The 16,223-nt window shown below is 66.8% G+C and carries 11 protein-coding genes; 5 read left to right on the forward strand and 6 right to left on the reverse strand.

Annotation, left to right across the window (positions count from 1 at the left end):
* Positions 1–71: 71 nt before the first annotated feature.
* From AB4Y79_RS02360 to nudC, 3 genes are read right to left on the reverse strand one after another with little or no spacing between them, the layout of a single operon-like run.
* On the reverse strand, positions 72–728 hold the full coding sequence (locus AB4Y79_RS02360; RefSeq protein WP_441858435.1) for a YgjP-like metallopeptidase domain-containing protein: 657 nt from the start codon (positions 726–728) through the stop codon (positions 72–74).
* Positions 725–2,860, reverse strand: coding sequence for a UvrD-helicase domain-containing protein (locus AB4Y79_RS02365; RefSeq protein WP_441858437.1), 2,136 nt, complete (start codon positions 2,858–2,860; stop codon positions 725–727). Before AB4Y79_RS02365 ends, AB4Y79_RS02360 begins: the two co-directional genes overlap by 4 nt.
* A 54-nt stretch (positions 2,861–2,914) precedes the next feature.
* Positions 2,915–3,937 carry an NAD(+) diphosphatase gene (gene nudC / locus AB4Y79_RS02370; RefSeq protein WP_441858439.1) on the reverse strand — a complete coding sequence of 341 codons (1,023 nt, stop codon included), beginning with the start codon at positions 3,935–3,937 and terminating at the stop codon, positions 2,915–2,917.
* A 143-nt stretch (positions 3,938–4,080) separates the two neighbouring features.
* Here nudC and AB4Y79_RS02375 point away from each other — a divergent pair, with 143 nt between their 5' ends.
* On the forward strand, positions 4,081–5,316 hold the full coding sequence (locus tag AB4Y79_RS02375) for a phosphotransferase (RefSeq protein ID WP_441858441.1): 1,236 nt from the start codon (positions 4,081–4,083) through the stop codon (positions 5,314–5,316).
* 38 nt (positions 5,317–5,354) lie between these two features.
* On the opposite strand, the gene AB4Y79_RS02380 is transcribed toward AB4Y79_RS02375, so the two are convergent.
* Genes AB4Y79_RS02380 through AB4Y79_RS02390 form a run of 3 tightly spaced genes read right to left on the reverse strand, consistent with a single transcriptional unit; the run spans position 5,355 to position 12,594 of the window.
* Positions 5,355–8,867, reverse strand: a complete 3,513-nt coding sequence (locus tag AB4Y79_RS02380) for a UvrD-helicase domain-containing protein (protein ID WP_441858443.1) — start codon at positions 8,865–8,867, stop codon at positions 5,355–5,357.
* Positions 8,864–12,151, reverse strand: coding sequence for an ATP-dependent helicase (locus tag AB4Y79_RS02385; RefSeq protein WP_441858445.1), 3,288 nt, complete (start codon positions 12,149–12,151; stop codon positions 8,864–8,866). The genes AB4Y79_RS02380 and AB4Y79_RS02385 overlap by 4 nt, the downstream gene beginning before the upstream one ends.
* Before the next feature lie 26 nt (positions 12,152–12,177).
* The gene (locus AB4Y79_RS02390) at positions 12,178–12,594 is read right to left on the reverse strand and encodes an MGMT family protein (RefSeq protein ID WP_441858447.1); all 417 of its coding nucleotides are present in this window, start codon (positions 12,592–12,594) and stop codon (positions 12,178–12,180) included.
* A gap of 63 nt (positions 12,595–12,657) precedes the next feature.
* Between AB4Y79_RS02390 and AB4Y79_RS02395 the strand changes: the two genes are divergently transcribed.
* The 4 genes from AB4Y79_RS02395 to AB4Y79_RS02410 all read left to right on the forward strand — a co-directional run bounded on the left by AB4Y79_RS02395 (position 12,658) and on the right by AB4Y79_RS02410 (position 16,162).
* On the forward strand, positions 12,658–13,368 hold the full coding sequence (locus tag AB4Y79_RS02395; protein ID WP_441858449.1) for a 3'-5' exonuclease: 711 nt from the start codon (positions 12,658–12,660) through the stop codon (positions 13,366–13,368).
* A 332-nt stretch (positions 13,369–13,700) separates the two neighbouring features.
* Entirely contained in the window at positions 13,701–14,651 is a 951-nt protein-coding gene (locus tag AB4Y79_RS02400; RefSeq protein ID WP_441858451.1) for an ABC transporter substrate-binding protein, read from the forward strand.
* 12 nt (positions 14,652–14,663) lie between these two features.
* Positions 14,664–15,428, forward strand: coding sequence for an amino acid ABC transporter permease (locus AB4Y79_RS02405; protein ID WP_308930445.1), 765 nt, complete (start codon positions 14,664–14,666; stop codon positions 15,426–15,428).
* Positions 15,425–16,162: an amino acid ABC transporter ATP-binding protein gene (locus AB4Y79_RS02410; protein ID WP_441858453.1), complete on the forward strand. Its 738-nt coding sequence runs from the start codon at positions 15,425–15,427 to the stop codon at positions 16,160–16,162. The genes AB4Y79_RS02405 and AB4Y79_RS02410 overlap by 4 nt, the downstream gene beginning before the upstream one ends.
* The last annotated feature ends 61 nt before the right edge of the window (positions 16,163–16,223 follow it).

Genomic DNA, 16,223 nt, shown 5'->3' on the forward strand with positions numbered 1-16,223 from the left:
CTATATGGCGCGGCCGGGTTTCCCGGCCGCGCCGCGGTTTGGGGCGGACGCTGCGCGTCGAGTGGCGGACCCTAGTCGGCGTCGCCCGGCCAGGTGTTCCCGGCAGTACCGGGCATGCCTTCCGAGGGGGCGGGGTTTTTATCCAGGCCCCGTGACGTGGCAAACGAAACACCTTCGAGGAACGCCTTCGCGCGTTGTGTTTCCGGATAGGCCTCGAGGAGTTGCCAGAACGCTGCGCTATGCGAGGCCACCAGCAGGTGCGCCAGTTCGTGCAGCAGGACGTAATCGATGACCCATTGCGGCATGGGGCGCAGCTTGTCCGACAGGCGGATGGTTCCCTCGGCCGGGGTCGCGGAACCCCAGCGGGAGTTCTGGTTGCTGACCCAGCGAACGGATGTGGGCGTTGCCCGGCCGCCAAGGTACTTGATGGACAGGTGGGCGGCGTGGGCCGCGAGGGCCTCGTCGGTGGCGGGGCGCCGCCGGCCGGCAGCCGCGGGGCGCTCCCCCTGTTTGTGCAGCTTTGCCAGCATCCGGTGGACCCACTCGCGTTCCTGGGCCGCAGTGAAGCGTGCCGGAATGGCAACCACCGCTGTCCCGTGTTCCCAGAATGCCGCCACGGTCCGGGTGCGGCGTGCGGACCGCCGTACCTCCACGGGGGCTCCGCCGGCGGTGGTCAGGACGGCAGCCGGCTGCTGGCTAGTGTTGCCTGGCGGGCTGCCGCGCCTCACAGGACGCTGCTTTCGGCAAGGACCTTCAGGACGTCTTCCCCATAGCGTTCAAGCTTGGACGGACCGATGCCGGCAAGCCCGGCAAGTTCTTCCAGGGACGCCGGGCGCGCCTCCGCAATCGCCGTGAGGGTGGCATCGGTGAAGACGACGAAAGCGGGGACGTCAGCGGACTGGGCGACGTCGCGCCGCCAGTTCCGGAGGGCATCAAAGGTCTGTTCCTCGTAGCTGGGGGGACACGAGTTGCACCGGCCCACCTTGCGCTCCGCCCCGGTGGACAGCATGCTGCCACAGACCCGGCAGACTGCCGGAGCGGCGGCCTTGCGGCGCGGAACCGTACCCTTGCTGCGGACATTGGAGCTTGCGACGGAATCGGGCCGCAGCCCGTCGAGGAAACGGGACGGCTTGCGGTTGGCCCGGCCGCCGGGAGTCCGCGCCGTGCTCCAGGAAAGTGAGAGGTGTTCACGGGCACGGGTGATGCCGACGTACAGCAGCCGGCGCTCCTCATCCACTGACTCGGGCGAGTCCGCGAAGGAAATGGGCATAAGGCCTTCGCTGAGCCCCACCAGGAACACGGCATCCCATTCCAGGCCCTTCGCTGCGTGCAGGGACGCGAGCGTCACGCCCTGCACGGTAGGCGCGTGCTGGGCGAGCGAACGCTCCTGGAGCTCGTTGACGAAGTCACCGAGCCCGAATTCCGGACCGCGGTTCTGCGCCAGTTCGTCGGCCAGTGCCACCAGCGCCGCCAATGACTCCCACCGTTCGCGGAGGGCACCGCCGCTGTGGGGTGCGGAATCCGTGTAGCCGAGGGACGAAACAATGTCCCGGACCAGCTGGCCCAGCGGTTCCGGGGAATCCGTTTCACTCACGGCCCTGGTGGCGGCGCGGAGCTGGAGGATGGCGTCCCGGACCTCCTTGCGCGCGAAGAAGCGTTCGCCGCCGCGCAGCTGGTAGCCGATTCCCGCCGCTGCCAGCGCCTGTTCGTATGCCTCGGACTGGCCGTTGGTGCGGAAAAGGACAGCGACCTCGCTGGCTGGTGTCCCGGCGTCGAGCAGCGCCTTGATCTTTTGCGCCACGGTGGCGGCCTCGGCTTCGTCGTCCGTGCATTCGGTGAACTGGGGCACGGGGCCGGCGGGTCGCTGGGCCACCAGCTGCAGGGGCGTGGCCCAGGCGGCGTCCGCGGCGGGGCCGCCGCTGCGCCGGCCGGCCAGCAGGTCATTGGCCAGCTTCACCACCTGGGGCGTGGAGCGATAGTCCCGGATGAGCTTGACCACATTGGCCTGCGGGTAGCGGGTCTTGAAGTCCAGCAGGTGCCGGGGCGATGCTCCGGTGAAGGAGTAAATGGTCTGGCTGGCGTCGCCCACCACGCAGAGTTCGTCGCGGCCACCGAGCCAAAGCTCCAGGAGGCGTTGCTGCAGCGGGGAAACGTCCTGGTATTCGTCCACCACGAAGTGCCGGTACTGCTCCCGTACCGTGGCAGCCACCTTCTCGTCCTCCTGCAGGATGCCCACCGTAATCAGCAGGACATCCTCGAAGTCGATCACGTTGCGGTCCGTCTTGACATCCTCGTAGGACTGGAAGACGCGGGCGACGGCGGTGGGGTCGAATCCGCCAGGTGCGCCCCGCCCCTGTGCGTTCTCCAGGTAGTTGGCAGGGGTCAGCATGGACACCTTGGCCCACTCAATTTCCGAGGCGAGATCGCGGATGGACGCGCGGTCGGTGCTGAGCCTCAGCCGCCTTGCGGCCTCGGCGAGGATCTGCGCCTTATGGTCCAGCAGGTTCGGCAAGGTGCCGCCCACCGCCTGCGGCCAAAAGAACTGCAGTTGGCGCAGCGCGGCGGCATGGAACGTTCTGGCCTGGACATTGCCGGCGCCCAGGTCGCGCAGACGGCTGCGCATCTCCGCCGCGGCCCGGGCGGTAAAAGTTACTGCGAGCAGCCGCTGTGGGGTGTAGACCCCCGAGTGGACGCCGTAGGCGATGCGGTGGGTAATGGCGCGGGTTTTGCCCGTGCCCGCTCCCGCCAGCACGCACAGCGGACCGTTGAGGGTGCTGGCCACTTCACGCTGTTCGGCGTCCAGGCCGCCGAGGATCCGGTCCTCAAGGGAGGCTGCGCCGTCAAAATTCTCTGTAGTCACTTCTGCTGCTTTGTTTCTCGACTACCGCGTGCTGGAGTCTGGTGGATGGATAACTTAGGCTCCGGTCAGGTCCCGGATCCGGCCGCCGTACCAGTGCTCAATCAGTGAACGGGCAATGGAAAGCCTGCTTGAAATAGTGATTTCGCCACTGAGCACGGCTTCCTGGAGTTCCTCGCGGCTGAACCAGCGCGCCCTGGTGACCTCCACGCCGTCGGGCGTTGCCTGGGTGTCCTCGGTGACGGCCGTAAATCCAAGCATAAGGGAGGCAGGGAACGGCCACGACTGGGAGCCGAGATACTGGCAGGCGGCGACGCGGACTCCCACTTCCTCCTGGATCTCGCGCACAACGGCCTGTTCCAGTGACTCGCCGGGCTCAACGAACCCGGCCAGGGTGGAGTAGTTCCGGGCATCCAGGGGACCCCCACCACCCAGCAGCAGCCGACCATCCGGGCCAACGACCGTGACGATGATCGCGGGATCGGTCCGCGGATAGTGTTCCGAATTATCAGCCGGGCAACGGCGGACCCAGCCGCCGGCTTCCACGTCCGTGGGCGAGCCGCAGCGGGGGCAGTGCGTGTGGCCTGCATGCCAGTTGGCGATGGCGCTGGATTCCACGAACAACGCCGTGGAGGTGGCAGTCAGGCCAGCGGCAACGTCCCTGAAACCCGCCCAGGCCGCATCCGCAGGGATGCCGGCGGTACCCGGCTCGGGCGGATGGGGCAGGACGAAGAGCAACAGTTGCGTGCCCTCGGGGAGGTCCGACCCGGGCAGGGCGGATCCGAGGTACACGACGAGTTCAGGAGAGAATCCGGCCCCTTCGAGATCCGCCAGGAGATCCCTCGCGGAGGCGAGGACCATGCTGCTGTCCTGCACCAGGCCCTGCCGGCCCGACAGGACGACGGCCAGGGCATCCGGACCGGTCAGCAGGTCATCGATCATGCCGGGCCTGATGCGTGCGGCAGAGCCCCGGTCCACCAGGGCAGGCCGCACCGGGAGCAGGGTGTCCGCCAGGTGGTTCGCGGGCAACCGTGCCGGCGCAGCCTGGTGAACGGGTAGGACAGACTCCGTATGGCTCATAAGTCCACCGTACTGACTGCCACGGACATTTCACATTTCACAATGCCCGATAACTGCGCGGGATGCCCCCGGAATTCAAGCTATCTCAAGACTCGCCGCCGGCGGATCTCGGTCTGGGACAGCTGGCAATCTACCGTGGAACGGTGAGAAGAAAACCGATTGAGCTGGCGGCCATTGCAACCGCGGCAGTCCCCGGGCTGACGCCGACGGCCGTTAGCTCTGCACCGGATGATCCCGCGGACTTCGACTCGGCCCTGCTCCTGGATTCAGAAGGCAAGCGCTGGCGGGTCAGGTCGCCGCGGCACGCCGAGGCCAGCGCCCGGCTGGAAACGGAGTTCCTGGTGCTCCGGGCCTTCGCTCCGGCCGTGCGGGCCGAGCTGCCTTTCCTCATGCCCACAGTGGCCGGCAGCGTACGGCTGGGAACCCTGAGCACCTTCGTGTACTCGCACCTGTCGGGCACCACGCGCAGCGTCGAGGAATTGACCACGAGTCCGGGCAGCGTCGCCCGCGAGATCGGCACCGCCTTGGCTGCCATTCACGACCTGCCCCGATCCCTGGTGAGCAACGCCGATCTCCCCAGCTACACGCCCAACGAATTCCGCCAACGGAGGCTGAACGAACTGGACCAGGCTGCCACCACAGGAAAGATTCCGGCCGCATTGCTGCGCCGCTGGGAACATGCCATGGAGGACGTGTCCCTGTGGCGCTTCAACCCCTCCGTCGTCCACGGCGACCTGCACGAGGACAACCTGCTCATCGAATCCGGACGGGTCACGGCAGTAACCGGCTGGACGGACCTGCGGATCGGTGACCCCGCGGACGACTTCGCCTGGCTGGTGGCCTCCAACGAACAGGACTTCATTGATGCAGTGCTGAAGGCCTATACCGCCGGGCGCCGTGATGCCCCGGACCAGCACCTCCTGCGTCGGGCTGCCCTGTCAGCGGAGTTCGCACTTGCGCAGTACCTGGTCAAGGGACTCGCCGCCGGTGATGAGGCCATGGTCAGCGAGGCTGAAGGCATGCTGGAGAGCCTGGCCAGTGACATCGCCGAGTTCGGTGGCCAGCCCATCAGCGTCGAACCGCTTCCGGACCCTTCAACCCCGGACAACTCCGAAGCGGCTGCACAGGTGTCAGCGGAAGACTCCGCGTCTGAAGCCGCCTCAGGGCCGGAACGTTTGGGGTCCTCCCCCGCCGTCACGGTGGTCCGGGTCCCGGTGGAACCGGCAGCGCCCGTACATCCCGCGGTGCACGTGACTCGCATCCCGGTGGACCCGCCAGCTGAAGAGGCACCTTACGCCGAGGATACGGCCCCGACGGCCAAAGGCCCGGATGACACCTCCACCGCCGCCATCTCGGTCATCAACATCAAGCAGGGCTGATCGGCCGCAGGCCCGTGAGGCAGCAAGAAGCCGCGGCCTCACGGGCGTGTGAGAGCGCGCGCCACGATTCCTTCCAGCTCGGCGGCCGTCCCAAGGTCGTGCGGCCGGACCACGGCGTTGTCCGCCACATAAAAGAACGCAGCCCGCACGTCCTCCAGCGGAACGCCCTTCAGGCGCGCCCAGGCAAGCCGGTACACGGCCAGCTGGATTGAACGGGTCTTCAGCTGCCCGGCTGACGGGCGCCGGCCGGTCTTCCAGTCCACCAGGTCCCAGCGGCCGTCGGCGTCCTGGAAGACGGCGTCGACCCGTCCCCGGACAACAACTTCACCAACCCTCGTTTCAACCGGAACCTCCACGAACGCCGGGGCCCTGTCGGCCCACGGGGAGGCCTTGAACGTTGCCACCATGTCCTCGAGGTCGTAGGCAGCGTCAATGTGGTCATCCGAACCCGGCGCCTCGCCGAGGTCAAGCATCCCGGCGGTTCCGAAGTATTCTTCCACCCAGGCGTGGAAAGCCGTGCCCTTCCGCGCCGACATGCCCGGTTCGCGCGGCACCGGCCTGCGCAACCGCCCCACCACCGCCACAGGGTCCTCCCCGAGTTCCACGAGGGTGGAGGCGGAGATATGGGTGGGCAGGTGCACCTCCTGGCCACCCGACCTTCTTGCCCGGCGTTCAAGCAACAGCGCAGCTTCCCTCGCCCAACCGGCCGCCGCTCCCGTGAGTGGAGTCCGCTCACCGTTCCGGGAAATGCCTGTTCCACCGGGCGTCCCGGACGCATCGGGCAGGACCACACCGGTCTTTAGCAGGTCAACCACCCGCTCCGCCGCAGCTTCCATGGCCGCCCTGCGCCCACGGGACATGCGGAGCCGCTCACCGGTCCGCGCGTCCGTTGAACCCTCCAGCGGGTCATAGGGCCACATTGCTTCTTCGGTCTCAAGGGTCAACGGACTCTCGTCGGGAAGGGCAGCCTCTTCCAGCGACAACGGATGGACCAGGGCAGCGGCCTGAGGCTCGTCGTCGGCCGCTTGGGTCAACGTTTCAAGCTCCGCCAGGAAGGGGGACATCTCTGCCCGGCCGGCGCGTGAACCCACCCATGCGGCGCTGGATACCCACAGCACATACTTGGCCCGGGTGTAGGCCACGTAGGCGAGCCGCCGTTCTTCCTCTTCACCGTGGGCCTGCACCGCCGCCTTGAAATCCTTCTCGGCGTCCAGCCAGCCCTTCTGGTCCGGTTGTTCCACGTCCCACTGGGGAAGGTCGGCCCGGTCTCCGCGCAAGGGCCAGGGAAGTGCTGCCGCACCGCTGCTCCAGCGGGAATCCCTGTCGCTCGGGAAGGCTCCCGCGTTCAGCCCGGGAACGAAGACCACATCCCATTCCAGGCCCTTGGACGCATGGACGGTCAGCAATTGAACTGCTTCCCGGTTCACGTCGCTGGCAGGCGCTTCCAGGCCGTTCTCCTCAGCCGAGGCAGCCTCCAGCCATGACAGGAAGGCGAGGATATCCACCCTTTGGGAGGTTCGGAGGAATCCGGCGGCCGCATCCTGGAAGGCGTCGAGGTTGCGCCGCGCCTGGTGGATGCTGATCCCCGGCCGTGCCGCCACCTCGATATCCAGGAGCATCGCCCGTTCCACTTCACCCAGGAGCGTGGTGAGGTCATCTCCGAGGTAGCCGCGCAATTGCCGCAGTTCCGCTGACAACCGGGCAAGCCGGGCACGGGCCGCCGCCCCAAGGGTACGGCCGTTCGACGACGTCCAACCGTCGCGCGGCAGGAAGTCCAGGGCTTCCACCAGGCTGGCACCGTCGGTCAGGTCGCCTTCCAGGACCGGCCCGTCCACGGCGTCGTCTTCGGCGTCGGGGACGTCGGCGTCGAACCCGGCCGGGACTTTGCCGCGGTTTCGCGCCAACTGGCTGGACCAGTCCCGCAGGGCCATCAAGTCCGCGGGACCAATGCGCCACCGTGCACCGGCCAGGAGCCGCATGAGGGCATCGGAACGGCCGGGGTCTGCAAGGACACGGAGGGTGGCAACGAGGTCGACGATCTCGGGGGTGTCCAGGAGTCCGCCCAGGCCCACGATTTCGTAGGCGATGCCGCGGGCTTCGAACTGCCGGCGGACGGTCTCCATCTGGGCCCGCCTGCGGCACAGCACGGCCAGGGCAGGGGGAACGGCCGATCCATCGGTTTTGGATTCGAAGTCCGTCACTTTGTACCTCAGGACGTCCTCGGCGAGCGCGGCGGCCTCCTCGACGTCGCTGGCGAAACGTCCCAGCACCACGGTTCCGTCAACGGCGTAGGGACTGGGCTGCAGCGGAGGGACTTCGGCAGCGGCCGCCTTGCCTCCTGCCGGGCCCCGCCTGGCCGCCGACCGGCCCAGAGACTGGGACATGACATTTGCGGCTGCGAGGATGGAGCGGCCGTTCCGCCAGGCTGTGGTCAAGTAGGACGTTGGCGCGGGCGCCCAGCCCGAATCGCCTTCCGCTTTGCCGGTCCGGACGGGAAATTCGCGGACGAAGTGGAACAACTGGCCGGCGGAAGCACCGCGGAACCCATAAATTGACTGGTTGGGGTCGCCGACTGCCGTGACCGCATGGCCGCCGCCGAACAGGCGGGAGAAAAGTACCAGTTGCGCGTACGACGTGTCCTGGAATTCGTCGAGCAGGACAACCTTGTACCGCTGCCTCTCCATCGTGGCCGCCAGCGGAACCTCCTGTGCCACCTTCGCTGCGAGGGCCACGAGGTCCCCGAAATCGAGGGCGCCGCGGGCTCGTTTCGCCGCAGAGTAGCGGCCCACCATGTCAGCGACGCTTGCCCTGGTGCGCAGCATTCCGGCAAGCTCCGCGACTGCCTGCGGCGGGTTCTTCTTCTTGTCCGCCAGGTACGGCAGGGACTCAAACTCCGAGAGGCGCGCCATCAACCAGGCTTCGACATCCTCGGGCTCCTGGAGGTGTTCGGCACACTCCCCCGCCAACTGGATGACAGCCTTCACCAGGGTGGATTTCGCGGCACGGAAGTGGGCGTATTCGCCGTCGTAGGCCTCAACCACCTCACTGGCAAGTTGCCAAGCCTGCGCTCCACCCAGCAGCACCACATCGCGTTCCACGCCCAGCCGGAGACCATAGTCGGACACGATGCCGCTGGCGAAGGAATGGTAGGTGGACACCTTGGGTTCCAGTGCGTCGCTGCTGCGCAGGCCCTCCGGAAACATCCCCTCGCCGGTGTCCTTCGCAGCAAGTCGCTGCAGGGCCACGAGTTTGGACCGGATCCGGGTGGCGAGTTCGCCGGCGGCCTTCCGGGTGAAGGTCACCCCCAGGACTTCCTCGGGCGTGACCCATCCGTTGGCCACGAGCCACACCACCCTGTCAGCCATGGTGGCGGTCTTCCCCGAGCCCGCCCCCGCGATCACCAGCCGGGGCGCAAGGGGCGAAGAGATGATGGCGGACTGTTCCGGCGTCGGGATGTTCTTTTCGCCGAGCAGAACGGACAGTTCTTCCGGACTGAAGCGGGGCGTGGCGGTGGCCTCCCCCGCAGGCAGGACCTCCATTGGGTGGCTCATTCGGTCACCTGCCGTCCACGCGCGCACAGCGGACAGATCTCGGGAAGCCTGCAGCCATGGCCTCCATGGCTGCCCTTGGCCGGATCATGCCGCGCCATAAATTCGCTGCCGCCCATCACGGCGGCCGCATCCTTGACCATGTCCAACGCCCAATTCTCCTGCGGGCCCAAAGCTTCCTGCTGCTGAATGGAGGGGTTCTTGGCCGCTGTCCCGAGCTGCGCCAGCACGGCACCTCCGGACAGGCCGCTGCCGTTCGAGCCGGCCTCGAACCCGCCGGCGACCACTGCCGCCTGGTACGCCCCAAGCTGGGGATGGCGCGAGAGCTCGCCCTTGCCGGGCTGCCGTTTTCCGGTCTTGAGGTCCACCACCACCAGGCGGCCCGCGTCGTCGACCTCCAGCCGGTCCACCTGCCCGCGGAGTACCGCATCACGCGGCGCGGCGGCGTCCACCACCACTTCCCCGAGGGCAACGTCAAAGTCCTTTTCCACGCCCAACAGGCTGCGGCCTTCAGCCCTCATGGTCACCACGTAGTGCGCCAACTTCCGCACCATGGACTCGGCGCGCTGGAAATCCAGCCTGCCTTCCCAGTTGTCCTTCATCCCCAGCGCCGGCCAGCGCCGCACCAGCTCTGCCAGGTACTCGGAGCCGGACGCGTCCGGCATGTCCTGGGCAATGGCGTGCACGAGGGTGCCAAGGCTGCGGGCGAAGTCGGTGGCTGCTTCCCCGCCTGCCGCCTGGACGAACCAGTCCAACGGCGACTTCTGCACGGTCTCCACCTTGGACGGGGACACAAACACGGTTGCCCCCGGCGGAACCACCGCTTCGGAGGAAGTGAGCGGGGCCAGCCCCCACCAGCTGTCCGGGTGAGCGCCGGCGACCGCAGGCTCCGCCGCGGCAAGATGTGCCAGCACCTTGGCGGCCTCTTCCCTGTGGGCGGGATCGGCCGCATCGGATTGGGCATGTTGGCGAAGTTCGGCGACCAGGGCACGCAGGGTCATTGGCCGTTCAACCTGGGTGAAAAGCCGCCCCTCCTGTCCGGGTTCCAGGGGTGCGACGAAGTCCAGGAAGGATGATGGTTGGTCGTCTTCCGATGAGACGGCGGTGCACACCAGGAGTTCGCGTGCCCGGGATACCGCAGTGGAGAAACTGCGCAGTTCGTCATAGCGGATATCCCGCAACCGGCTCAACGGGTCGCGCTGGAGCGCATACTCCGGCCCATGCTCTACGGCGTCGGCGTACAGGGTGCTGCCGAGCAGTTCGCCGCGGAGCCTGGTGTTGGGCCACACCCCCTCCTGCAAGCCGGCGATGATAACGACGGGCCATTCGCGGCCTGCGGCGCTGGCCGGCGTCATCAGTTCAACAGCGTCATCCAGCTGGGCGCGGGCCGCGAGGGTGTCCATGGGGAGCTCCTGGTTCAGGAGGTATTCCAGGAACTGCTCAGGACCCGCACCGGGCATCTGGTCCACGTAGCGTTCAGCGGTATGGAAGAGGGCCATCATCGCATCAAGGTCGCGGTCGGCCCGGGCCCCGTGCGGACCGCCGGACAAGGCAATTGCAGTCCATGCTGAGGCAAGGCCGGTGGAATTCCACAGAGCCCACAACACGGATTCCGCGTTGGCGCCGGGCAGGGCGGATGCCTCTCGTCCCGCCTGAATCATCCGGGCCGTGCGCCGCGCTGCCCGTCCTTCAATGCCCAGGGCACCCAGCGCACCCGGTTCGAGCAGTGCCTCGACCAGGAGCACATCGCTGGCCCGCCCGCCGCCACCCAGGAGCTCCTCCCGGCGCAGCGATTGCCGGAGCCGCCGCAGCTCGATGGACGTGGCTCCCCCAATGCGGGACGTCAGGAGGGACACCGCGGCTTCCGGCGTCAGGAGCGCCGGATCCAAGGCAATGGCGAAGGCGTCCAGGAGCGGCCGCACCGCTACCTCGTCCCGGACCGCCGATTCAGCCACGGGAACCCGCACCGGGATGCCCTGCCCGGACAAGTACCGTTGCAGCTCGCTGACCTGGCCGCCGTTGCGAACGATCACCGCCATGTCCCCGAGGCCGCGGTTGTGGTTGATGTGCTGGTCCAGGATTCGCTGTGCAACATAACGCAGTTCATGGACAGGCGTGGGGACCAAGTGGGCCTCGACCCGGCCGGCCCGGACGTCGTTTTCGGGCCGGCCTGGCCCGTCCTCCCCGGCCGCCCCGTTGGGCCGCTCGAGGCGCCGCGCCAACTGGCCGCCGGCCCGCTGGGAAATGCGGCCGGCAACATTCAGCCATGACTCGGCTACCGCCGGGGCAAGGCCGTGAGCGTAGCGGAGCGGACGTTCAAGGACAGGCGCCTGGGCCGCCAGCAGCCGGGGCAGTTCAGCCACGAGATCCGGCCTGGCGCCGCGGAATCCCTGGACTACGGTGTCCGGGGAGGAGGTCACGTAGCAGTCGCTGCCGGCCGCGATATCGGCCAGCAGCTCGAAGATGGCGGGGTTGGCCTCCTGAATATCGTCCACCAGGACAACCTGCAGGCGGTCGCGCTCGGCCGCGAGGAAATCGGGCGCATCCTGGAAGATCTGGCGGGCGGCCGTGATGATTCCGGCGGGGTCGAAAGCTTCGGGCATCCTCAGGTCCAGGACGTCCCGGTACTCGGCGTAGAGGGCTGCTGCCGCTTTCCAGTCCGGACGGCCGCACTGGTCTGCCAACTGCGAGAGGTCCTCGGCCGTGCGGCCGGATTCAATGACGCGGTCAAAGAGCTGCCGCACCTCCTGGCGGAAGCCGCGGGTCTCCAGTGCACCGTCGAGATCGGCCGGCCACGGCAGTTCCAGCCCCGGGATCCTGTGTCCTTCCAGGAGTTCCTTGATGATCAGGTCCTGCTCCGGACCCGACAGCAAGCGGGGTGGCCTCGAGAGCTGGATGACGCCCTCGGCCTTGGCCCGCCGGATGAGGTCGAATGCATACGATGCCCATGTCCTGGCGGGAGTGGTGCTGAGGCTCCGGTCCAAACGCGCGGTGAAGCGGTCCCTCAGGAAGTCCGCGGCAAGACGGGTGGGCGCCAGGATCAGCATGCGCTCCGGATCCACCCCGTCACGGAAGACCCGTTGGACTGCGGCCTCGACCAGGACGGTGGTCTTTCCCGTGCCTGGTGCGCCCGGTACGAGCACGGGCCCGGAGCCCTGGGTAACATCCACCGCTGCCTGCTGGTCAGGGGACAGCTGGATTGCCTCGGCATGCACCTGGCGCGGCGGGAGCAGCCGGAGGGCAGGGGCACCGCGGAATGCGTCCTCCGGCTCTTGCCGTGGGGCCAAGGGGCCAGTCAAAGGGATTGCTACTGTCACAAAGTCATTCCATCATCAGGCACCGACAAACTGTGGAGCCGGCGCTCCAGCTCCCCGGCGGCGGCGTCGATACGGTCGAAATCACCATCCGTGGGGGACCAGCGTGCCGCGGCTAAATCCACGCGCCACCGGCCTTCCCCTGTCCGCAGGTACGCGGCATGGTCCCCCCGGAGCGGCGTACCCTCTTCGAGGTAGTGGTACAAGGCCTCGGCTTCATGACCTTCGGGGGCATGCCCGCTCGCTTTCAGGACACGCCACCAGGGCACACCGCTTCCGTAGTGGCTCATCACCGCCCCCACCTGCCGGGGTCCACCGGAGCCCAGGAGCTCGGCGATGTCCCCGTAGGACACTGCGGATCCCGGAGAGACCAGCCTGACGACTGCAAGGACCGCCTGGACATACTCATTCCGCATTGATCCAATGTAGCCGCAGTGGCGTTCCCCTAAATTGTCGGCGGGTCCCCTTAGCGTTGAACCATGAGTTCCTGGCATACCCTCCCCCGCGCAGCATTCGACCTCGAAACCACCGGCCGCAATTCGCGTGCGGCCAGGATTGTCACGGCGTCGATCACCGTGGTGGACCATGAAGGCGGGGTCATCAAGGAGCACGAGTGGCTGGCGGACCCTGGCGTGGAAATTCCCACGGAGGCCAGTGATATCCACGGCGTAACCACCGAGCAGGCCAGGCGGGACGGCAGGCCTGCCCACGAGGTAACGCGGGAGGTCGCCGCCGTCCTGCAGGAACTGTTCGACGCCGAAATCCCGGTCATCGCATTCAACGCCAGCTACGACTTCACCGTCCTCGCAGCCGAATCCGCACGCTACGGGGTACCGCAACTCCACCGCTTCCCCATCCTGGACCCATACATCATGAACAAGCAGGTGGACCGGTACCGCAAGGGCAAACGCACGCTCACGGCCCTCTGCGAGGAATACGGCGTGAACCTGGACAATGCGCACACCTCCGCCGCCGATGCTCTCGCCACCCTGCGTGTCCTCGATGCGATGGCCGGGAAGTTCCCCAAACTGCAGATGCCGGCGGGCAACCTGCACCGGCTGCAGATCGAATGGGCCACGGCCCAGGCCGCCGACTTCCAGGACTACCTCAGGAAAACCAAGCCCGCGGCCGTGATCGAGGGAGACTGGCCGGTACTGCCGCCACAGGACGCCACCGCGGGAGGCTTCTAGGGTTTCCTTTACCGCATGCCGGATTGGGAGGCATGTCACAGTCACGTTGCTTAATGAAAGTTCCCCCTCAGGTTGGCGAATCATTCGATATCGGGGCTCCCCGGCGCTTCGGATCACCTGAGACAACGTCTGATCACTGATCATTATTCGGCCAAGACCTCCGAGAACGGCACTTTCTTCAGCTCACAGCCGGTATTCGCGCTGGTGAGACAATAAAGTTTTGCGGTCACCGCCTGTCCAGCCCGCTGGAGCAGCGCCGGGAGCAGGTGCCAGACGCCACAGCGCAGCCTTGCGGCCCGGTCGACTTAGGACTCAATGAAAGTGACAACCTGATGAAAATCAAAGCGATGAAGTGGCTCACAGCCGCTCCTGTTGCCCTCGCCCTTGCGGTTTCCCTCGCGGCGTGCGGCGGCGGCTCTTCCCAGCCGAGCGGCTCCCCCACCGACGCCCTGAAGGGCAGCGACCAGCAGACGCTGGACAAGTACACCACTGCGGACGTCACCCCGATCGACAAGATCGACAAGACCAAGCTCGGCCTCATCACCGAGGGCACCCTGCGCGTCGGTACCCTCTCCGATGCCCCGCCCAACATCTTCATTGATCCTTCCGGCAAGTTCACCGGCTACGACAACGAACTGCTGCGCGCCATCGGCGACAAGCTGGGCCTGAAGGTTGAGTTCGCCTCTACCGATTTCTCGGCCCTGTTGTCCCAGGTGGCCAACAAGCAGTTCGACGTCGGATCGTCCTCGATTTCCACCACGGACAAGCGGCGTGAGACGGTCGGCTTCACCAACGGCTACGACTTCGGCTACATGGCTGTCGTCACCAAGGACGGCTCCAAGGTCAACGGCTTCGCCGACCTCAAGGACGGCGTGCGCATCGGCGTGGTACAGGGCACCGTGCAGGACGACTACGTCACGAACACCCTGGGCCTCGAGCCGGTCCGGTTCCCGGACTACAACACCGTTTACGCCAACGTGAAGTCGGGCCAGGTCGACGCCTGGGTTGCGCCTTCACAGCAGGCCACCGGACAGGTCAAGGACGGCGACAACACCAAGATCGCCGAGAAGGTGGTTAACACCCAGAACTTCACCGCTTACGCAGTGAACAAGGACAACAAGCCACTGATTGACGCCCTCAACGCAGGCCTCGACGCCGTCATTGCTGACGGAACCTGGACCAAGCTCACGGCCCAGTGGTACACCGACCGTCCCACGGCCGCCGAGCAGACCCCGCAGGGCTGGAAGCCGGGCAGCAAAGCCGTCCAGGTTCCCGCGAAGTAGCCCGGGCGTTCCATGGACATCCTCAAACTACTCTCCGATACCTTCCTTGACTGGAATGCCATCGGCGCCGTCCTGCCCAAAATGTTCGCCGTCGGGCTTCCGAATACGCTCGTTTTGGCCGTCTCGTCAGGCGTCATCGGAACAGTGCTTGGCATGCTGCTTGCCCTGATGGGGATTTCCCGGAACGCCGGGGCCCGGTGGGTCGCGCGAATCTACACGGACGTGCTCCGCGGGTTGCCGCCGATCCTCACCATCCTGGTGATCGGGCTGGGGTTCGGGCCGATCGTCCGGCAAATGACGGGCTCCACCAGCCCGTACCCGATGGCGATCGCCGCGCTGTCCCTGATGTCGGCCGCCTACATCGGCGAAATCTTCCGCTCCGGCATCCAGAGCGTGGACAAGGGCCAGCTCGAAGCCACCCGGGCCCTGGGGTTCGGATACGGCCCGGCCATGCGCCTGGTGGTCGTGCCGCAGGGCGTCCGGCGGGTGCTTCCCGCCCTGGTCAACCAGTTCATCGCCCTGATCAAGGAATCCTCCCTGGTCTTCATGCTCGGGCTGCTGGCCAGCGAACGGGAGATCTTCCAGATCGGCAAGGACGCGGCGTCCACCAGCGGCAACCTCTCGCCCTACGTGGCGGCTGCAGCGTTCTACCTGGTGCTCACCGTTCCATTGACGCACTTCGTGAACTGGATCGACCGGCGCCTCCGCACCGGCAGGCCGGAAAAGAAAGAACCGGATGACGCAGCAGCCGTCGTCGGGAAGGGAGCCCAGGCATGAGCGAGTTCACGTCCGGAACACTGAGCGCGAAGAACATCCACCTTTCCTTCGGCAGCAACCACGTGCTGCGGGGCATCGACCTGCACGTCCCCCAGGGCACCACGGCCTCCGTCATTGGCCCCTCCGGGTCGGGCAAGTCCACCCTGTTGCGGGTCATGAACCGGCTGATCGAGCCGGACCAGGGCGACATCCTGCTGGACGGCCGTTCGGTCCTGAAGGACAACCCGGATGAACTCCGGCGCCGGATCGGCATGGTCTTCCAGCAGTTCAACCTGTTCCCGCATAAGACGGTGGCGGAGAACGTCTCCCTCGCCTTGCGGAAACTGCGCAAGCTCTCCAAGGAGGAAGCGCAGGCCGAAGCCCTGGAACAGTTGGACCTTGTGGGGTTGAAGCACAAGGCCGATGCCCGCCCCGCCAACCTTTCGGGCGGCCAGCAGCAGCGCGTCGCCATCGCCCGCGCGCTGGCCATGAAGCCGGAGGTGATGTTCTTCGACGAGGCGACGTCTGCTCTTGACCCTGAGCTGGTCAAAGGCGTGCTGGCGCTGATGGCTGACCTCGCCAAGGGCGGCATGACCATGGTGGTTGTCACCCACGAGATGGGTTTCTCCCGGAATGTCTCCGACGCCGTGACGTTCATGGACGCCGGCGTGGTGGTGGAGTCCGGGCCGCCCGAGCAGCTCTTCACCGAGCCCAGGACGGACCGGCTTAAGGGCTTCCTCGCCGACGTCCTCTAGGCCGACAGGCACCGACCGAAAATCCCCGCCTCCTGGACTTTTCCCCCTTGCATGCAGGGGG

The sequence above is a fragment of the Pseudarthrobacter sp. YAF2 genome, from assembly GCF_052113345.1.
Taxonomy (GTDB): Bacteria; Actinomycetota; Actinomycetes; order Actinomycetales; family Micrococcaceae; genus Arthrobacter.